This is a genomic window from Aliiroseovarius sp. PrR006 (assembly GCF_010500215.1).
Lineage (GTDB): Bacteria > Pseudomonadota > Alphaproteobacteria > Rhodobacterales > Rhodobacteraceae > Aliiroseovarius.
Map to the genome: position 1 here is coordinate 772,832 of NZ_JAAGOY010000007.1, position 18,562 is coordinate 791,393.

16 protein-coding genes are annotated in these 18,562 nt (G+C 60.3%); 5 read left to right on the forward strand and 11 right to left on the reverse strand.

The features are described 5' to 3' along the window. Positions 1-7: 7 nt before the first annotated feature. Both maiA and hmgA read right to left on the reverse strand, forming a co-directional pair. The gene (gene maiA, locus G0Q00_RS12260; RefSeq protein ID WP_163039704.1) at positions 8-646 is read right to left on the reverse strand and encodes a maleylacetoacetate isomerase; all 639 of its coding nucleotides are present in this window, start codon (positions 644-646) and stop codon (positions 8-10) included. Then, complete coding sequence (gene hmgA, locus G0Q00_RS12265) at positions 646-1,998, reverse strand: homogentisate 1,2-dioxygenase (RefSeq protein ID WP_163039706.1); 1,353 nt, start codon at positions 1,996-1,998, stop codon at positions 646-648. The genes maiA and hmgA overlap by 1 nt, the downstream gene beginning before the upstream one ends. A gap of 190 nt (positions 1,999-2,188) precedes the next feature. Between hmgA and G0Q00_RS12270 the strand changes: the two genes are divergently transcribed. From G0Q00_RS12270 to G0Q00_RS12290, 5 genes are all read left to right on the forward strand, one after another. Further along, positions 2,189-3,022, forward strand: coding sequence for a flagellar motor protein MotB (locus G0Q00_RS12270; protein ID WP_163039708.1), 834 nt, complete (start codon positions 2,189-2,191; stop codon positions 3,020-3,022). 116 nt (positions 3,023-3,138) lie between these two features. Beyond that, on the forward strand, positions 3,139-4,446 hold the full coding sequence (locus tag G0Q00_RS12275; RefSeq protein WP_163039710.1) for a flagellar hook protein FlgE: 1,308 nt from the start codon (positions 3,139-3,141) through the stop codon (positions 4,444-4,446). A 24-nt stretch (positions 4,447-4,470) separates the two neighbouring features. Beyond that, complete coding sequence (flgK, locus tag G0Q00_RS12280; RefSeq protein WP_163039712.1) at positions 4,471-5,928, forward strand: flagellar hook-associated protein FlgK; 1,458 nt, start codon at positions 4,471-4,473, stop codon at positions 5,926-5,928. A 10-nt stretch (positions 5,929-5,938) separates the two neighbouring features. Then, positions 5,939-6,949 (forward strand): flagellin, encoded by a 1,011-nt coding sequence (locus G0Q00_RS12285; RefSeq protein WP_163039714.1) that lies wholly within the window; start codon positions 5,939-5,941, stop codon positions 6,947-6,949. Continuing rightward, positions 6,946-8,049, forward strand: coding sequence for a flagellar basal body P-ring protein FlgI (locus G0Q00_RS12290; RefSeq protein WP_163039716.1), 1,104 nt, complete (start codon positions 6,946-6,948; stop codon positions 8,047-8,049). Before G0Q00_RS12285 ends, G0Q00_RS12290 begins: the two co-directional genes overlap by 4 nt. Positions 8,050-8,058: 9 nt before the next feature. On the opposite strand, the gene G0Q00_RS12295 is transcribed toward G0Q00_RS12290, so the two are convergent. From G0Q00_RS12295 to G0Q00_RS12335, 9 genes are all read right to left on the reverse strand, one after another. Further along, a complete protein-coding gene (locus G0Q00_RS12295; RefSeq protein WP_163039718.1) occupies positions 8,059-9,186 on the reverse strand; it encodes a beta-ketoacyl-ACP synthase III in 1,128 nt (375 codons plus the stop codon). 79 nt (positions 9,187-9,265) lie between these two features. After that, the gene (locus tag G0Q00_RS12300) at positions 9,266-9,913 is read right to left on the reverse strand and encodes an RluA family pseudouridine synthase (protein WP_163039719.1); all 648 of its coding nucleotides are present in this window, start codon (positions 9,911-9,913) and stop codon (positions 9,266-9,268) included. 36 nt (positions 9,914-9,949) lie between these two features. After that, entirely contained in the window at positions 9,950-10,852 is a 903-nt protein-coding gene (gene rarD / locus G0Q00_RS12305; protein WP_163039721.1) for an EamA family transporter RarD, read from the reverse strand. Positions 10,853-10,943: 91 nt separating this feature from the next. Next, complete coding sequence (locus G0Q00_RS12310) at positions 10,944-13,391, reverse strand: FAD-dependent oxidoreductase (RefSeq protein ID WP_163039723.1); 2,448 nt, start codon at positions 13,389-13,391, stop codon at positions 10,944-10,946. Between the two features lie 84 nt (positions 13,392-13,475). Then, entirely contained in the window at positions 13,476-14,444 is a 969-nt protein-coding gene (locus G0Q00_RS12315) for a GlxA family transcriptional regulator (RefSeq protein WP_163039725.1), read from the reverse strand. A gap of 65 nt (positions 14,445-14,509) precedes the next feature. Beyond that, positions 14,510-16,957: an FAD-dependent oxidoreductase gene (locus G0Q00_RS12320; RefSeq protein WP_163039727.1), complete on the reverse strand. Its 2,448-nt coding sequence runs from the start codon at positions 16,955-16,957 to the stop codon at positions 14,510-14,512. 23 nt (positions 16,958-16,980) lie between these two features. Then, positions 16,981-17,355 carry a GFA family protein gene (locus G0Q00_RS12325; protein ID WP_203564981.1) on the reverse strand — a complete coding sequence of 125 codons (375 nt, stop codon included), beginning with the start codon at positions 17,353-17,355 and terminating at the stop codon, positions 16,981-16,983. A 10-nt stretch (positions 17,356-17,365) separates the two neighbouring features. Beyond that, a complete protein-coding gene (locus tag G0Q00_RS12330; protein ID WP_163039731.1) occupies positions 17,366-17,944 on the reverse strand; it encodes a helix-turn-helix domain-containing protein in 579 nt (192 codons plus the stop codon). 154 nt (positions 17,945-18,098) lie between these two features. Then, positions 18,099-18,551 (reverse strand): GAF domain-containing protein, encoded by a 453-nt coding sequence (locus tag G0Q00_RS12335; protein WP_163039733.1) that lies wholly within the window; start codon positions 18,549-18,551, stop codon positions 18,099-18,101. Between the last annotated feature and the right edge of the window lie 11 nt (positions 18,552-18,562).

Below are 18,562 nucleotides of genomic sequence, written 5' to 3' on the forward strand. Positions count from 1 at the left end.
GTGATCCTCACTCGGCATCCGGCTGTGCCTCGGGTCGCGCATCGGCGAAGGCGGGCAGGGCCAGACAGGTTTCTTCGATTTCGGTCAGACGCGGATAGGCGGTCAGATCCACCCCCCAGCGCCGTGCATTATAGTACTGTGCGACAAGGCAAATGTCTGCCAGCGTCGGCGTGTCGCCAAAAGCAAATGTGCTGTCCTTGTCGACCATCTGTTCAAGGGCGGCAAAGCCCGTATCCATCCAGTGGACCATCCATAGGCGCTTGGCCTCGGCATCCGCGCCGAACGTGTCACCCAGATGTTTGCCCACGCGCAGGTTGTTCACCGGATGGATGTCCATCGCGATGACATGGGCAGCGGCCAGAACCTTGGCGCGAGCGACCGGATCGGCAGGCAACAAAGCAGGCTCGGGCTGCACCGCCTCAAGATAGTCGATGATCGCCAGCGACTGGCTCAGGACGGTGCCGTCCTCCAGCTCCAACGAGGGCACCAGATGGGTAGGGTTCTTGGCAACGTAATCTTCCGCGTGCTGCTGCCCGCCATCTTTCACAAGATGCACGGACACGTGTTCCGCGCTGAGCCCTTTCAGGTTCAGCGCAATACGCACGCGATAGGCCGCCGTGGACCGCCAATATCCATAAAGCGTCATCATTTCTTGCCGGGCGTCCCGTCGAATTTCTTCTCAAGGCTCTCCCAGCAGTCGATGTACTCGTCCTGCAGCGGGGCTTCGTTTGCGGCGAAGGCCGTCAGGTGCTGCGGGAAGCGGGTCTCGAACATGAAGGACATGGTGTTGTCCAGCTTCTCCGGTCCGAGGTTCGAGTTCGAGGCGCCTTCAAACGCGTCACGGTCCGGACCGTGCGGCAGCATCATGTTGTGCAAGCTGACACCACCGGGGACAAAGCCCTGCGGTTTGGCGTCATACTGGCCGTAAATGTTGCCCATCAGCTCGGACATGATGTTCTTGTGATACCACGGTGGACGGAAAGTGTTTTCGGCAACCATCCAGCGTTCGCGGAACAGAACGAAGTCGATATTCGCGGTGCCGGGCTGGCCCGAAGGCGCCGTCAGCACGGTGAAGATCGAGGGGTCCGGGTGGTCAAACAGGATCGCGCCAACCGGGCAGTATGTGGTCAGGTCGTATTTATAGGGCGCGTAGTTACCGTGCCATGCGACCACGTCCAGCGGCGACTGGCCGATTTCCGTTTTGTGGAACTGACCGCACCATTTGATGGTGATCGTCGACGGCACTTCGCGGTCTTCAAACGCTGCAACAGGGGCTTTGAAGTCACGCGGGTTGGCCATGCAGTTGGCACCGATCGGACCGCGACCCGGAAGCTCGAATTTCTGGCCGTAGTTTTCACAGACGAAGCCGCGCGCGGGACCTTCCAGCAGTTCAACGCGGTAAACAAGGCCACGGGGGATGATGCCGATTTCCTGTGGTGCAAGGTCGATGACACCCAGTTCGGTATAAAAGCGCAGCTTGCCTTCTTGCGGTACGACCAGCAGCTCGCTGTCGGCCGAGAAGAAATAGTCGTCCACCATCGACTCGGTGACCAGATACACATGCGAGGCCATGCCGACTTGGGTGTTCACGTCGCCCGCCGTGGTCATGGTGCGCATGCCGGTGATCCAGTTCAGACCTTCGGCGGTGGGCACGGGATCCCAACGGTACTGGCCCAGCGAAATCACGTCTGGATCCACGCAAGGTGCGGATTTCCAGTAGGGTACATCAATCTTCGTGTAGCGCGCCGAGTGCTTCACCGACGGGCGGATGCGGTAACACCAAGTACGCTCGGGCGGGTTGGCGGTGAAGGCGGTGCCGGACAGCTGCTCGCCATACAGGCCATATTCGCATTTCTGCGGGCTGTTCATGCCTTGCGGCAGCGCACCGGGCAGAGCCTCGGTTTCGAAGTCATTCGCCCAACCGGGCATATAATGTGTTTCGGTGCCAACGGCTGACACCGCGCGCTGCATCTCGCGCGAGGGGGTGTGCGTGTTCATATTTCGATCCGTTTCAATGCCCAGATGGGCCGTCCTGTTGCGCCCCAACAATATCGTTGCATGTGAAATGAAGTCAAGAAAAAGCGATACTTCACATGAGAAGTAATGAAATCGCAACAATTTGAACAGTTAAGCCGATGGAAACTTGCGGCTGCTATCCCTGACCTTGGGTGAATAATGAGGTGGTGGGATGCGTTCGAATGAACAAGCTCCGGTAATTATCAAAAAGATCAAGAAGGGTGGTGGCGATGGTCACCACGGCGGTGCGTGGAAAGTGGCCTATGCGGACTTCGTGACCGCAATGATGGCATTCTTCCTGCTGATGTGGCTGCTAAACGCGACCACGGAAAAGCAGCGTAAGGGGATCGCGGATTATTTCAGCCCGACCATTCCAATCACCCGTGTTTCGGGCGGTGGCAGTGGCTCGTTCGGCGGCGACAGCGTGCTGAGCGAAGAAAGCCTGTCGCAGACCGGCACAGGCGGCGTTCCGCGTGATCCTGCAAGCTCCCAAGACGGCAAACAGGCCGACAGTTCAGGAGAGGCAGGCGAAAAGGAAACCGCCAAGCTGAAAGAGGTGGAAAAGATGCTGCTCAGCCGCTCTGGCGAAAGCATGACGGGCGATCAGCTTCGGCGTCATGTCGTGACCCGCGTTACAGACGAAGGCCTGCTGGTCGAGATTTTCGCGCTTGAACATGCCCCACTGTTCCACGCGGGCACCACGACTCCCGCACCGATCTTGGAAGAGATCCTGACGACCATCGCCGAGGTGTTCGACCTGGCTAAGAACGGTGTCGCGATCGAGGGCCACGTGGCCACGCAGCCCGTCGTCATAGCCGAAAACACCGCGTGGCAGCTGTCCTCGGGCCGGGCCGACGCGGTGCGGAGGCTGTACGAATCGCTGGGCGAATCCCCTGACAAAATACAGCGCGTTACCGGCCACGCGGATCATGAACCGGTCACTCCAAACCCGATGGCCGCGCGCAACAACCGGATCGAGCTGATCCTGCTTCGTTCAAAAAGGTAACGAAATCATAAGCTAAGGGGGAAATCGTCGCAAATTTCGCGCCGATTAGGCGGCTGTTAAGGACACCCGGTCCACTCTGTCCCGGACCAGAGGTAGATGCAGCAGAAAGGCGCACCATGACGATTTCCTCCTCACTAAGTGCCGGCGTGTCCGGGCTGAATGCGCATGCGACGAAATTGGCAACGATTTCTGATAACATCGCGAACTCTTCGACATTTGGGTACAAACGGGCCACCGCTGACTTTCAGAGCCTCGTGATTGGCGGGCATTCCGGATCCGGCACTTATTCGGCCGGTGGCGTGCGTACGACCACGCAGCGACTGATCGACGAACACGGCCCCCTGATCTCGACCTCGAATCCGATGGACATCGCGGTCGGCGGGCGCGGCATGCTGCCCGTCACGCAAGAGGTCTATGCCGATTCGAATCCCGGCGAACGACCAATGATGATGACCACGACTGGCTCGTTCCGTACCGATTCTGAGGGTGTCCTGAAAACAGAAACCGGGCTTGTCCTTTTGGGGTGGCCCGCAGATGCAGACGGCAACGTGGCCACCTATCCGCGCGACACCGGTGTTGGGCTGGAACCGGTCGTTATCAACGCCAACCAAACCGCCGGCGACCCAACCACAGACATGAAGCTTGGCGTCAACCTGCCTGCTGTCGAGACGGAAGCCGGTTCTGCTGGCACCCCGCTTCCCTTATCCGTTGAATATTTCGGCAACCTCGGCACATCGGAAACGCTGGACTTCAGCTTTACGCCTACCGTTCCAGGTACCGGATCTTCAAACACCTGGACGATGCAAATCACCGACAGCGCCTCGGGCGGGGCCGTGGTCGGAGAGTACACGCTGGTCTTTGATGACAGCCGCGCCGATGGCGGCACACTGGCCTCGGTCACGGTCGTATCCGGGGGTGCCTATGATGCCGCTGCGGGTACGCTGGACCTGACCGTTGCGGGAGGCCCCTTGTCGCTGACCATCGGCGGGATCGGAGACCCCAACGGTCTGACCCAGCTGTCTGACAGCTTTGCTCCGGTGGCCATCACCAAGAACGGCTCGCCGGTGGGCAACCTGACCGCAGTGCAGATCGACGAACACGGCTTCCTGAAAGCCACCTATGACACCGGGTTTATCCGCACGATCTATCAAGTGCCGCTGGTGGACGTGTCAAACCCGAATGGCCTGACATCGATCTCGAACCAAGCCTATCAGGTATCGCCAGAAAGCGGATCGTTCTTCATGTGGGACGCTGGTGACGGCCCAACTGGCGAAGTCGTCGGCTTTGCGCGCGAGGGATCGACCACCGATGTCGCGGGCGAGCTGACCAACCTGATCCAAACCCAGCGCGCCTATAGCTCGAATGCGAAGGTGATCCAGACCGTCGACGAGATGCTGCAGGAAACCACCAACATCAAACGCTGATCCGGCATTGTGAAGTAGCATCCCATGACCCTCAACAGCGCCCTTTACAACGCATTGACCGGCCTCAGCGCCAACGCGCGCTCGGCCCATGTCGTCTCGTCCAACGTCGCCAACGCGACGACGGAAGGATATGGCGTGCGGTCGCTCAGCCTGTCATCGCGCACGCTGGGCGGCGCGCCATCAGGCGTTGTGATCGAGGGTGTCACCCGCCATGTGGACGAGCGCCTTTTGGGCGACCGCCGCCTTTCGGACGCCGCGCTGGGGCACGGAAGCGCGCGGTCGAGTTTTCTGGAAGGGTTGGAAAAGGCGATAGGCACCCCAGATCAGCCAGGTTCGCTCACCGGTCGAATGGCGCAATTCGAGGCCGCCCTGATCGAAGCCGCCGCCCGTCCCGACAGTGAAGCGACCCTGAATGCCAGCCTGAACGCAGCCCGCAACGTCGTGTCACACCTGAAAGCCACGTCCGATCACATACAGAACGCGCGTCTGTCTGCAGATCAGGCGATTGCGCAAGAGGTCGATCAGCTTAATCAGGGCCTGAAGGACGTACAGGACCTGAACACCAAGATTCAGGCCGCAATCGTGCGCGGCGCGGATCCCTCGGGGCTGATGGACCAGCGGCAGCAGGCCATCGACGCACTGTCTTCGATCATCCCGATTAAACAGGTTCCGCGCGATGGGGGGCAGGTCGCCCTGATTTCAAGTGGCGGAGCCATTCTGCTGGATGGACGCGCGGCTGAGCTTGGGTTCTCGCCCGTCAACACAATCGTCCCCGAGATGACGCTGGGCAGTGGTGCCTTGTCTGGGCTGACCATTAACGGCCGGCCGATTGACACCACAACCGACCGCAACGCGATCTCGGGCGGTTCACTGGCGGCTCATTTTCAGATCCGCGACGATCTGGCGGTGACCGCACAGGAACAGCTTGATGCCTTTGCCCGCGATTTTGTTGAACGATTTCAGGATCCAGCTCTTGACGCGACACGTGCGCCGGGAGCCCCAGGCCTGTTTACAGATGCCGGGGCGGCATTCGATCCGGCAGATGAGGTTGCCCTCAGCAGCCGATTATCCCTGAACGCCGCTGTGGATCCAACACAAGGCGGCGCGGTTTGGCGGCTGCGTGACGGACTTGGCGCCGCGGTGCCGGGCAATGTCGGCAACGCCACGCTTCTTGGCCAGCTGGTCGACGCGTTGGACGCTCCGAAAGTTGCCTCTTCAGGTGGATTCTCGGGCGCGGCGCGATCCTCGGCGGGCTTGGCGTCAGATTTACTGAACACAGTCGCCGCGAATCTTGAGCACAGCGAGGCACAGCTCAGCTTTGACCTCGCTCAGAATGACAGCCTGAGAGAGATGGAGCTGGCGCAAGGCGTGGATACCGATGCCGAAATGCAAAAGCTAATGATCATCGAACAGGCCTTCGCCGCCAACGCTCAGGTGGTCACTGCCGCCGATGAAATGCTGCAACTTCTGTTAGGTATGTAGGGGGCACGGGATGAGCATCTCCACTTTTGGCGACCTGGCCAGCACATTCTTGACCCGGCGACACAGCACGCAATTGCGGCAAGAGATGACGCGGCTCAGCACCGAGCTGTCTACCGGGCGCAAAACCGATCTGGGGGCGAACACGACGGGCGGCTACGGTGCAATCGCTGGGCTTGAACACAGCCTCAAGCTGATGTCCTCACATGCGCAAGCCACGAACGAGGCGCGGCTGATGGCGGAGACCACGCAGGTCGCACTCACCACGATTCACACACAGGCGCAGGACCTCTCAACCGGGTTGATCGCGGCGCGCAGCGCAAACAACGTGACCATGCTGCAAACGACCGCGCTGGACGCGGAACAGAAGTTTGCCTCGATCATTTCAAAGCTGAACGCAGGTGCAGGGGGGCGGTCGCTTTTCGCAGGGGCTGCAACCGATGGTCCCGCCCTTGCTGACGCCGACACGATCATCACCGAACTGATGACCGCCATCTCGGGCGAAGTTACGGCCGCGGGTGTTTCGTCTGCCATCGACGACTGGTTCAACACGCCCGGCGGCGGATTTGATACGCTGGGCTATCAGGGGGCGGACGAAAGCTATGGCCCCATTCGGTTGGGCAATGGCGAAACTGCCACCCTGCCCGTCCGCGCCAATGACCCCGAGATACGCACCCTTCTGGCTGCCGTCGCCAAAACAGTAGTGCTGGCTGAAGGCGCGCTTTCCGGTGATCTGGACCAACAGAAATCCCTGGCCGAAATGTCGTCAAACGCCCTTCTCAGCGCGGTCGATGACACCACGATGCTGCAAGCGCGGGTCGGCGCCGTGGAGGCGCGGATCGAAAATGCGGTGGCGCATAACACAGCCGAACAGCATTCGTTGGAGCTGTCCTATAATGAACTGACCGCCGCAGACCCCTTCGATACTGCCGCACGGCTGGAAGAGCTCTATAGCCAGCTCGAGGCGCTCTACACCACCACCGCGCATCTCTCGAAACTCAGCTTCACGGATTACATGCGATGAAACACCTGTTTGCCTGCCTGATTGCGCTTTTTGCCCTAACCGCCGCCGCCCATGCGAACTCGATCCGCATCAAGGATCTGGTGGAATTCGACGGCGTGCGCGGCAACGACCTTGTCGGCTACGGGCTGGTTGTCGGACTGAATGGCACGGGCGACGGTATCCGCAACGCGCCTTTCACCGAAGACATCATGTCGAATATTCTGGAACGGCTGGGTGTGAACATCACCGGCGAACAGTTCCGCCCCAAGAATGTCGCTGCGGTGTTCGTCACGGCATCGCTTCCACCGTTCGCACGTTCTGGGTCTCGGATCGACGTGACGGTATCGGCAATTGGGGACGCGAAAAGTCTGCTGGGCGGCACATTGATCATGACCCCGCTGAATGCCGCAGATGGCGAGATCTATGCCGTCGGACAGGGAACCGTGATCGCGGGTGGAGCAACCGCCGAAGGCGATGGGGCCAAAGTTACCCGGGGCGTGCCCACCAGCGGCGTGATCCCCAGCGGCGCGCGCGTTGAGCAAGAAATTGACTTTGATTTCACCAAGCTGAAATCCATCCGGCTGGCCCTGCGCACACCTGATTTCACCACCGCCGAACGGATCGAGCGGGCCATTAACGGAAAGTATGGCCGTGTCGTGTCGCGCATGCTGGACAGCGGCACTGTTGTGGTCGACATCACTGCAACGCGTGCGATCTCTCCCGCGCATGCGTTGGGCACCATAGAAAACATCGGGGTCGAACCGGAAAGGCGCGCCAAGGTGGTGGTCGATCAGCGGTCAGGAACCATCGTAATGGGAGAAGATGTACGGATCAGCCGGGTAGCTGTGTCGCAAGGCAACCTTACCTTGCGCATTCAAGAGCAGCCCATCGTGGTGCAGCCCAACCCGTTCTCGGACGGCGAGGCCATCGTGGTGCCGCGCACCAATGCCGCGATCGAGGAAGAGCCGGGCATCGGACTGGCCGAGGTTAGTGGAGGGGCGTCTCTGTCCGAACTCGTCGCAGGGCTAAACGCGTTAGGCGTGGCGCCGCGCGACATGATCGATATCTTGAAAAGCATCAAGGCCGCCGGGGCGCTTCATGCCGAGTTCATCGTGCGCTAGCGCCTTTCATCAGGCGCGGCGCACCACAACCGACCCGACCGAGTAGCCTGCGCCGAAGGAACAGATCACGCCGGTATCTCCCAGTGCCAAGTCATCCGAGTATTTCGAGAAGGCAATGATCGATCCGGCGGACGAGGTGTTGGCGTAGTCCTGCAGGATATTGGGCTGCTCGTCGGCCTCAGGCGTCCGGCCAAGCACCTTCTTTCCGATGAAGTCATTCATGGATTTGTTGGCCTGATGCAGCCACAGCCGTTTCAAATCATCCTGCCCAACACCGATGTCCGCGATGTGTCCCAGAATGTGTTTCGACACGATCGGCAACACCTCTTTGAACACTTTGCGGCCGTTCTGCATGAATTGCATGTCGCGCCGGTCGGGCAGATCCGCGGTCTCTTCCCGAGTGCGGCGCAGGAAGCCGTTGTTGTTGCGGATGTTATTCGAGAATTGCGTCAGACAGCGGGTTGATAGGATCTCGAAATACCCGCCTTGGGCGTCTTCCTTACGCTCGATCAGCGTCGCTGTGGCCACGTCCCCGAAGATGAAGTGGCAATCGCGGTCGCGCCATTCCAAATGGGCCGAGCAGATCTCGGGGTTGACCACCAATGCGCGTTTAACCGACCCAGAACGGATCATGTCGGCCGCGGCCTGAATACCGAAGGTCGCCGAGGAGCACGCCACGTTCATATCAAACGCAAACCCGCCCGCGCCCAGCGCCTGTTGGATTTCAATCGCGATCGCCGGATAGGCACGTTCGTGGTTCGAGGCAGCGCAGATCACCAAATCTACATCCGCCGCGTCACACCCCGCCTGCGCCAAGGCTTTGCGGCAGGCATCCACACCCATTTCGGTCATGATCCCCGGCTCATCATCGGCACGCTCGCGCAGGGTTGGATGCATCACATCAGGGTCAAGAACCCCAGTTTTATCCATGACGTACCGTTGATGAATACCCGAGGCCGAAACGATGAATTCCTCGGACGAAAGGCCCATCTCGGCCACGTCGCCCGCCGCGATGCCATCTGCATTCGCTGCATTGAACTTCTCGGCATAGGCGTTGAACGCCTTCACCAGTTCTGCGTTCGTGATGATCTGTTCGGGCGTGAAAACGCCGGTGCCGGAAATGACGGGCTGATGCATTGGGGCCTCCTTCGCAGGTCGTGCCAGTCAATCAGGAAGCGCGCCGGGCGGCAAGACTTCCTGCCCCAAGGTCAAGCCGTCAGAACGGGCATTTCGCCTTGATGGTGATCCCTTTTCCGCCGTCCGGGTGGCGCAAGCGCAGGCTTTCGGCATGCAGCATCAAGCGCGGGGCATTCAACGCCTCGCCGGTTGCATAGAACGGATCGCCCAGAATGGGATGGCCCAGTTCCAACATATGCACGCGCAGCTGGTGACTGCGGCCTGTCTGCGGAAACAGCCGCATCCGGGTCGCGTTTTCCTCGTAACGCAGGACTTTCCAGTCGGTCACGGCAGGTTTGCCGTTCTCAAAATCCACATGCTGCTTGGGGCGGTTGGGCCAGTCAACGATCAAGGGCAGATCGACGGTGCCTTCGCGTTCCTCAACCCGTCCAAAGACACGCGCCAGATAGGTTTTCTTGGTCTGCCGCTTCTCGAACTGAAGCCCCAGATGGCGCTGCGCATGGGGTGTCAACGCGAATACCATCACGCCCGAGGTATCGCGATCCAACCGATGCACCAGAAGCGCCTCGGGAAAGACGGCCTGAACTCGCGCAATCAGGCAGTCAGCCAAATGCTCGCCCTTGCCCGGCACTGACAACAGACCCGAGGGCTTGTCCACGAATAGAAGCTCGTGATCGTGGTGCAGGATAACCAGCGGATCCTGAGGCGGGTTGTATTCAGACGACATGCGTGCGGGATAGCGGCTGCGCCCCAGCACCGCAAGTCAACGCTTGCGCCGCATCTGCCGAAACAGCGCGGTGGTGTAGACGATCAGCGCCAGCCAGATCAGCGGGAACGCGATCAGCTTGGCGCCTCCAAACGGCTCGCGGAAGATAAAGACCGCCACAAGGAAGATCATCGTCGGTGCGATGTATTGCAGGATGCCAATGGTCGATAGGCGCAGCAGTTTCGCACCGTTGGCATAGACCATCAGCGGCACGGCAGTGACCAGTCCGCAACCCATCAACAGCAGCGTGTCGCCGGTCGAGGTGAACAGATGCCCCTGCCCGGTGGCCCCAAGCCAGATAACATAGGCCAACGCAGGTGGCGTCAGGATCAGAACCTCAAGAAGGAAACCCTGATTGGGACCGATAGGGAGTGATTTTTTGAAATAGGCGTAGAACCCCCAAGTCAACATCAGGCCCAGCGCAACCATGGGCAGCCGACCCGCATCCACGGTCAGGACGATCACAGCCAAAGCCGCCAGAAACACCGCCACCCACTGCGCGCGCGACAGACGCTCGCCCAACAGGACAGCCCCCATCACGATCGAAAAAAGCGGGTTGATGTAATAGCCCAGCGCGGCCTCGACCGTCTGCTCGGCACCAATCGCCCAGATATAAATGCCCCAATTGACCGAAATCAGCGTTGCCGTCACCAAGGCCAGCAGCAGGCTGCGACGGTCGGTTAGAACGGCTTTAATGTCACGCGTGCGCCCCATGGCGATCAGCACCGCGCCGGCAACGGGCACGGACCAGATCACGCGATGCGCCAGCACCTCGGTCGCGGGCATGTGGATCAGAAGCTTCAGGTAGAGCGGCAGGAATCCCCACAGCACATAGGCGGTGATCGCAAAGGCAAGCCCTTGCGGCGTATCCACATTTTCCGGTTTTGATGTCACTGCCATATCGCGCTCCTCACCCAGCCTTTATGCAGGCCGGATGAGAGGTTGGATAGCGTGAATGTCGTGACGCGATGTATCACGTTTCGTGATGGCATCAGACCTTGGCGCGCTCACCTTTCGGGTCGTACATCGGCTTCAAGGATGCTTCGGCTTTCACGCGGGTGCCCGCCACGTCGATCTCGTAGCTCGACGCTAGTACATCCGCAGCCGTTTCGCCCTTACACGGCACGTAACCCATGCCCATCGCGGCCCCCAGATGGTGCCCGTAGGACCCCGAGCTGAGGAAGCCCACGATCTCGCCATCACGAATGACGGGTTCGTTGTGATAGAGTAGTGGCTCGGGATCGGTCAGCTTGAACTGGACCATGCGGTTTTCCAGCCCGCTTTCCTTCTTGGCCAGCACGGCGTCGCGCCCGACGAAATCCGGTTTATCGGTCTTCACCGCAAAGCCAAGCCCGGCTTCCAGCACGTGATCTTCACAGGTGATGTCGTGGCCGAAGTGGCGAAAGCCCTTTTCGATCCGGCAGCTGTCCATCATATGCATTCCGCACAGCTTCAGCCCCATGTCCTGCCCGGCTTCATGCAGTGTCTCAAAGACATGCCCCGTCATATCGGCAGATGCATAGATCTCCCACCCAAGTTCGCCGACATAGGTTACGCGGTGGGCGCGGGCTAGGCCCATGCCAATCTCGATTTCCTGCGCGGTGCCGAAGGGGTTGGTGGCGTTGGTGAAGTCGTTCGGGCTGACTTTTTCCAGCAATTTCCGTGCGTTCGGCCCCATCACGGCCAAGACACCTTCGCCCGCGGTCACATCGGTGATCACAACGCTGAAGTCGCCCACATGGCGCTGCATCCATGTCTGGTCGGCCAGACGCGTGGCAGCGGGGGTGACGACCAGATAGGCGGTCTCGGTCAGGCGGGTGACGGTCACGTCGGCCTCGATCCCGCCGCGACGGTTCAGGAATTGGGTATAGACGATCTTGCCATTCGGCACCGAGTAATCGCCGCCGCCGACATAGTTCATAAACGCTTCGGCATCCGGGCCTTCGACACGGATTTTGCCGAAGGAGGACATGTCATACATGCCCACATTCTCGCGGATGGCCTTGTGTTCGGCTGCCGAGTTTTCGAACCAGTTCGGACGGCCCCACGTGTATTCGTACTCGGGTTTCTGACCTTCATTGGCAAACCAGTTGGCGCGCTCCCAACCTGCGAGTTCGCCAAAGACTGCGCCCTGTTCCTTCAGGTGATGATGGAATGGGGTCCGGCGGACGCCACGTGCGGTGGCTTTCTGGCGGAACGGGAAGTGGTCGGCATAGAGCAGGCCCAACGTCTCTTTCGAGCGCTCAAACAGGTAGTGCTTGTTGCCCTGGAACGGCTGCATCCGGCTGATGTCGACGTCGCCTAGATCGAAGGGTTTGTCGCCGTCCTCCATCCACTGCGCCAGCGCCATGCCCGCGCCACCCGCCGACTGAATGCCGATCGAGTTGAAGCCCGCCGCGACCCAGACATTGTCCATCTCGGGCGCGAGGCCAAGGTGATAGGCGTCGTCCGGCGTGAAGCTTTCCGGGCCGTTGAAGAAGGTGTGGATGCCAGCCTCGGCCAGCATGGGCATACGATTACAGGCGTTTTCCAAGATCGGCTCAAAATGGTCGAAATCCTCGGGCAGCTGGTCGAACTCGAACGTGTCGGCAATGCCGTTCATGCCCCACGGCTTGGCGTTGGGTTCAAACGCGCCCAGCAGCATCTTGCCCGCGTCTTCCTTGTAATAGGCGCATTCGTCCGGCACGCGCAGCACCGGCATTTGTGTCAGGTTCGGAATGGCTTCGGTCACGATATAGAAGTGCTCACACGCGTGAAGGGGCACGTTGACGCCTGCCATGCGACCTACCTCGTGGCCCCACATACCCGCGCAGTTCACGATCATGTCGCAGGCGATGTGGCCTTGTTCTTTCCCGTCGTCCGAGGCCCAATCGACACCCGTCACCTTTCGCCCGTCGCGCTGGATGCCTGTGACTTTGGTGCGCTCTTTGACGATCGCACCCTTTTGGCGCGCACCCTTGGCCAAAGCCAGCGCGATGTTGGCCGGGTCGCCTTGCCCGTCTTTCGGCAGCCAGACGCCGCCGACAACACCGTCGATGTTCAGGTGTTCATAACGCGACAGCGCTTCTTCGGCGGTGATTTCTTCCACGTCCACGCCAAAGGCGCGGGCCATGGCGGCCTGACGGGCCAGTTCTTCCATCCGCTCAGTGGTCAGCGCCACGCTGATCGAACCCACACGTTTGAAGCCGGTGGCGACACCCGTTTCAGCCTCAAGATCGCCATAGAGCTCCTGCGAGTATTTCGCCAGCTTCGTCATGTTCGCCGTCGCGCGCAGCTGGGCAATCAGACCGGCGGCATGCCATGTGGTGCCGGATGTCAGCTGCTTGCGTTCAAGCAGCACCACATCTTTCCAGCCAAGCTTGGTCAGGTGATAAGCGACAGAGCAGCCGATAACGCCGCCACCGATAATGACAACGCGGGCTTGTATGGGCAGGGACATGACATCACTCCTTGATGGATTCGGGTCGAAACTTGCACGCGGCGCGGCGACCAAACATCTTGTTTCCGCCAGAATTGACGGAAATTAGCTATTATAGGCGGGCAAGTTTCCGGTCTTGCGCAGCGACATGGGAGTCACGCCGAAATGGCGACGGAACAGCGACGAGAACCCGTTGGGAAAACCACAGGCCAGCCCGACGTCGCGCACGCTCATCGCGGTTTTCATAAGTAGGGTATTGGCGTGATTGAGGCGCAGCTCACGATAATAGGCGTTGGGTGTGGTGTGGAAATGCGCGCGGAAATGGCGCTCCAGCGAACGTTCGGAGATCCCCAGCAGCGCGACCAATTCCGAGATGCGCAGAGGCTCTTCCAGATTGGCCTGCATCAACTCTACACATTGGTCCAGTGCGCGGTTCCCGGTCAAAGAAAGCTCTTTCCCACCAAAGGGCTGCAGGGTCGAGAATGTGCGGATTTTCTCGTGCAGCATGATGTCCGCCACCGTTGCGACCGAGGCCGCGGACAGGTGGCTGCCCAACAGCGCCAGCACAAGATCATGGGTCGATCCCATCCCGGCGGAGGTGATGATCCGTCCATCATCAGCCACCAGCGCATAAGACCCGACGCCGGGCGTGCCGCGTTCGTTCAGAACGGCGCGGTTTTCCCAGTGGGTGGTGTGGCTCATCGTTTGCTCGCCCGTTTCGGCGATGTGGCGGCTGGCGGCTTCGGAGAGCAGGATTACGCGGGCGCCGGCCCATTGATAAGCCTTGATTTCCTTTTGCAGCGACAGCTCTTTCGCGTCCGGGTCAGAATTGCCCAGCACGAAGACGTAGTGCGCCGACGGCCTTGCGCGGAAGGGCTGTGTGGCCACGTCGATCCCCGCGCGGCAACGGATATCTCCGCCATGGCGTGACAGGTTTTGCCAGCGAAACACCTCGCGCGCGGTGACGCGGTTGGCGATGCGCAGAAGTTCAAGAATGGCGGACAATTCGGTCAAGACGAAACCGTCTGACATCAGGATGTCGACCTGAACGGGATGTTGGATCATGTCCTTCATCGTCTGTTCCTTCCCTGTTGGTGGCCCCGCGCATCTTGGCGCGCGCGGGGCGGTTTTTCATGCGATCAGGCGCGCAAACGCTCGTTTGCCGGATCCCACAGCGGTTGATCTTCCTGCACCACGGCTTTGAACTTCTCGCCGTAGATTTCGACCTCAAGCTCGGTGCCGGGGGTGGCCAGTTCGGTGCGGACCATGCCCAGCGCGATCGACTTGTTCACGCGATGGCCCCACCCGCCCGAGGTGGTTTCGCCGACGATTTCGTCGCCCGACCAGATGCAGGACATATAGGGCGCGTCTGCGTCGCCAGCCTCGACCGTCAGGGTAACGAAGGATTTCTTCACGCCCTGCTGCATCTCGTTCTGGATTGCGGCCTTGCCCGGGAAGTCCTGTGGCTTGTCCAGCTTGACGAAACGGCCAAGCCCGCCTTCCAGCAGCGAGTAATCCGTCGACAGATCGCCCTTCCACGCGCGATAGCCTTTTTCCAGACGCAGGCTGTTCAGGGCATACATGCCGAACGGCTTGGCGCCACCAGCGACGATCGCGTCATAGATCGCGGGCATGTCTTCGTTCAGCGCGTGGACCTCCCAGCCCAGTTCGCCTGCGAAGGACACGCGCACCAGATGCGCGGGTTTGCCAGCGACGGTCGCCGCCTGATGGGTCAGCCAACCGAGGCTTAGGTCCGCATCCGACATGCCAGCCAGCAGATCGCGCGACTTCGGTCCGGTTACGATCAGCGTGTCGCGGGTGGTGGTGAAATCCTCGACCGAGACAGTCGCGGGCATCGCTTGCACCAGAATGTCGCGGTCATGCCACTGCGCGGTGGCAGCGGTGATCATGACAAAATCATCTTCGCCCAGACGCATGCACGACATCTCGGTCAGGATGCGGCCGCGATTGTCGGCTATGTAGACCAGATTGATGCGACCGATCTTTGGCAGGCCACCGGTGACCAGACCACGCAGTGCCTCGGCGGCACCCTCGCCCTTCACGACAAAGCGCGAGAAGCCCGGCAGGTCCAGAACGCCTACGCCATCCCGCACCGCTTCGCATTCTTCCTTGATGCGTTGCTCCCACGGGCCAGAGCGGCCCCAAGTGTGCGTGCCTTCTTCCGAGGTATCGTCGCCGTCTTGCGCAAACCAGTTGGCACGTTCCCAACCGTTATAGGCCCCCATGACGCCGCCAGCAGCAATCACGCGATCATGCACGGGTGACAGTTTCTTGTCGCGCGCGGCGGGCCATTCGTGGTGGGGGAAGTGCATGGCGTATTCGTTGCCATAGACCTCCATCCCTTTCTGGTCGCAATATTCCTGATCGGTGTAGTCGGTGTAGCGGCGCGGATCGACCGCCCACATATCCCACTCGGTCGCGCCATCGACGATCCATTCCGCCATGACCTTCCCAGCGCCACCACCTTGGGCGATGCCGAAGGTGAAGACACATGCCTCGAACGCGTTTTCGACGCCGGGCATCGGACCCATTAGGGGCAGACCGTCAGGGGCATAGGGGATCGGGCCGTTGATCACGCTGGACACACCCGAGGTCTCCATCAGTGGTACGCGGGCCATGGCGTCGACGACGATATCCTCGATCCGGTCCAGATCTTCCTGCCACAGCTGGAAGCTGAAATCGTCGGGCATCTTGTCTTCATCGCCGATCCAGTGGGCCTTACAGTTCGGCTCGTACGGGCCAAGGTTATAGCCGTGCTTTTCCTGACGCAGGTAATAAGACACGTCCACGTCGCGGATCAGGGGCAGCTTGCCGCCGTGCTCTTTGGACCACGCTTCGATCTCGGGGATCTGTTCGGTCAGCAGATACTGGTGCTCCATCACCATCATCGGCACGGTGCGGCCACCATAAGGCTTGAACCACTCACCGACACGCTGGGCATAATAACCGGCGGCGTTCACCACATAGTCACATTCGATATCGCCCTTCTCGGTGTGCACGATCCACGTCTTGTCTTCCTTCTGGGTGACGCCTGTCGCCGGGGTGAAACGCAGGATTTTCTGCCCCAGATCGCGCGCGCCTTTGGCCATCGCTTGGGTGACCTGAGCCGGATCGATGTCACCGTCCGACGGATCCCACAGCACACCGGCCAGATCATGCGTTTCAAGGAACGGATAACGTTCTTTCGCTTGTTCGGGCGTCCACATCTCCATCTCGATGCCCTGATACCGGCCCATCGAGCACGCGCGTTCAAATTCCTGCATCCGCTCTTCGGTGTGGGCCAGACGGATCGAGCCGGTCTGATGGTAGTTCATTGGATAGTCGACCTCTTCGCCCAGACGCGAATACAGCTCGGTCGAATAGCGCTGCATATTCATGATCGCCCAGCTGGTCGAGAACGTCGGCACGTTGCCCGCCGCGTGCCAGGTGGACCCTGCCGTCAGCTCGTTCTTTTCAAGCAGCACACAATCGGTCCAGCCCTTCAGGCCAAGGTGATACAGCGTCGAGGCGCCGACAACACCGCCGCCGATGATAACGACGCGTGCTTTGGTGGGAAAATCAGACATTAAGGTCTCCGTCTTTCTTGGTGTTACTGCGCGCTTTGCGGCAGGCCATCGGCAATTTCGTAATAGTCGCCCTTGTCAGCGACAAAGATGTGCTTTTCCAAGGTCAGCCCAGTGGGGCCATCGACCGCGCCCAATGCAAAACTGATCGTATCCTCGTCATGGGCTTTCCAGAATAGGAAGGACCCGCAGGTCGGGCACGACCCGCGCTTGGCCGTGTCGCTGGCCGCGTACCACGACACGTCGCCTGTGATGGTCAGTTCGGCTTCCGGTACGAAGGCCGAGGACCAGATGCCGCCCGATTGCTTGCGGCATTGGCTGCAATGGCACATCGAGGCACCTTCCGGCGTCGCGTCGGTCGAAAACGTGATGGCTCCGCACAGGCAGTTTCCTTTGATCATCATCGCCCCCTTAATAGACCGGCGGCGCGATCACCCAGATCGCAACGGCCGGTTCGTCATAGGGGTTCGCCCAGTCATAGGTTTCGTGCTTGATGCGGAAACTGTCGCCAGTTTGGACCGTGAAGCTGCGCCCGCCGATGGTTAGGTCCAGCTTGCCGGACACTATATAGCCGACCTCTTGCGTGGGACGGCTAGCAGGGGTTTGCATCTTTGAATGTGGCTCGAAGGTCGAGTGCACCATCTCGAAATCGTCGGTCAGGTCGGGGGACAAAAGCTCCTCGATCAGCCCTTCGTGGCCCGCACCCATTGGGCGGCGATTGCCCGCCCGCACGATCCGCCCCTGCTCGCCCGCGGGCGAGGATTTGTGCGCGAAGAGAAGCGACATGGGCACGCCTAGCGCTTCGGCGATCGCGCGCAGGTCGGAAATCGAGGGTTCGGATTTGTCACGCTCGACTTGGCTGAGCCACCCGATGGACCGGCCCAAGGCGTCCGCCAGATCCGAGATCGTCATGCCACGCGATTTGCGCAAGGCCCGCAGATCAGCCCCCAGACTTGTCCGGTGCAGGTTCTGTGGATCGCTGTGTAGCATGTGACCTCCGCATGAATGTTATCGTGAAATTTTCACGCTTTTTTTCATGCTGGGGCAAAATAGTGATTCGTGGCAAGCCTGATTACGACGAGGAAATGTCGTGTTCAGGCCGCCAAACGGGTCAGCCAGAGATGTTTTGCAGTGATCGCACGGTCTAACGCGCGAAGGTGTCCGACAGGATTTTCGCCAACGCGTCAGCGTCATCTTGCGTGAATGCGGCGGGCTGGTCGCTATCGATATCCAGCACCGCAATCAGCACGCCATCGGCGTTCCAGACCGGCAACACGACTTCGGATCGCGTCGAAGATGCACAGGCGATGTGCCCGGGAAAGGCGTCGACATCAGCGACCAACTGCACCTCGCCGGTGCGCGCCGCCGCACCACACACCCCGCGCGAAAACGGGATTTGCAGACATCCATGCCCGCCCTGATAGGGTCCGATCTTCAGCATCTCGGGTTCCGTCACGCGATAGAAACCTGTCCAGTCGAACCGATCATCGGCGTGATGCAGCTCACACGTGACAGTGGCCATCAGGGCGACCTCGTCGGTCTCTCCTTCCGTCAAGGATGCGATGATCTGGGCGGTCTCGGCGTAGTTGATCTTCATACTGTCTTCCA

Coding starts and splice junctions, on each gene's coding strand:
- G0Q00_RS12270 (WP_163039708.1), top strand. CDS start 2,189: ATGCGTTCGAATGAACAAGCTCCGGTAATTATCAAAAAGATCAAGAAG.
- G0Q00_RS12330 (WP_163039731.1), bottom strand. CDS start 17,944: ATGCTACACAGCGATCCACAGAACCTGCACCGGACAAGTCTGGGGGCT.
- G0Q00_RS12335 (WP_163039733.1), bottom strand. CDS start 18,551: ATGAAGATCAACTACGCCGAGACCGCCCAGATCATCGCATCCTTGACG.
- G0Q00_RS12325 (WP_203564981.1), bottom strand. CDS start 17,355: ATGATCAAAGGAAACTGCCTGTGCGGAGCCATCACGTTTTCGACCGAC.
- rarD (WP_163039721.1), bottom strand. CDS start 10,852: ATGGCAGTGACATCAAAACCGGAAAATGTGGATACGCCGCAAGGGCTT.
- G0Q00_RS12300 (WP_163039719.1), bottom strand. CDS start 9,913: ATGTCGTCTGAATACAACCCGCCTCAGGATCCGCTGGTTATCCTGCAC.
- G0Q00_RS12320 (WP_163039727.1), bottom strand. CDS start 16,957: ATGTCTGATTTTCCCACCAAAGCACGCGTCGTTATCATCGGCGGCGGT.
- maiA (WP_163039704.1), bottom strand. CDS start 646: ATGACGCTTTATGGATATTGGCGGTCCACGGCGGCCTATCGCGTGCGT.
- flgK (WP_163039712.1), top strand. CDS start 4,471: ATGACCCTCAACAGCGCCCTTTACAACGCATTGACCGGCCTCAGCGCC.
- G0Q00_RS12275 (WP_163039710.1), top strand. CDS start 3,139: ATGACGATTTCCTCCTCACTAAGTGCCGGCGTGTCCGGGCTGAATGCG.
- G0Q00_RS12285 (WP_163039714.1), top strand. CDS start 5,939: ATGAGCATCTCCACTTTTGGCGACCTGGCCAGCACATTCTTGACCCGG.
- hmgA (WP_163039706.1), bottom strand. CDS start 1,998: ATGAACACGCACACCCCCTCGCGCGAGATGCAGCGCGCGGTGTCAGCC.
- G0Q00_RS12315 (WP_163039725.1), bottom strand. CDS start 14,444: ATGAAGGACATGATCCAACATCCCGTTCAGGTCGACATCCTGATGTCA.
- G0Q00_RS12310 (WP_163039723.1), bottom strand. CDS start 13,391: ATGTCCCTGCCCATACAAGCCCGCGTTGTCATTATCGGTGGCGGCGTT.
- G0Q00_RS12290 (WP_163039716.1), top strand. CDS start 6,946: ATGAAACACCTGTTTGCCTGCCTGATTGCGCTTTTTGCCCTAACCGCC.
- G0Q00_RS12295 (WP_163039718.1), bottom strand. CDS start 9,186: ATGCATCAGCCCGTCATTTCCGGCACCGGCGTTTTCACGCCCGAACAG.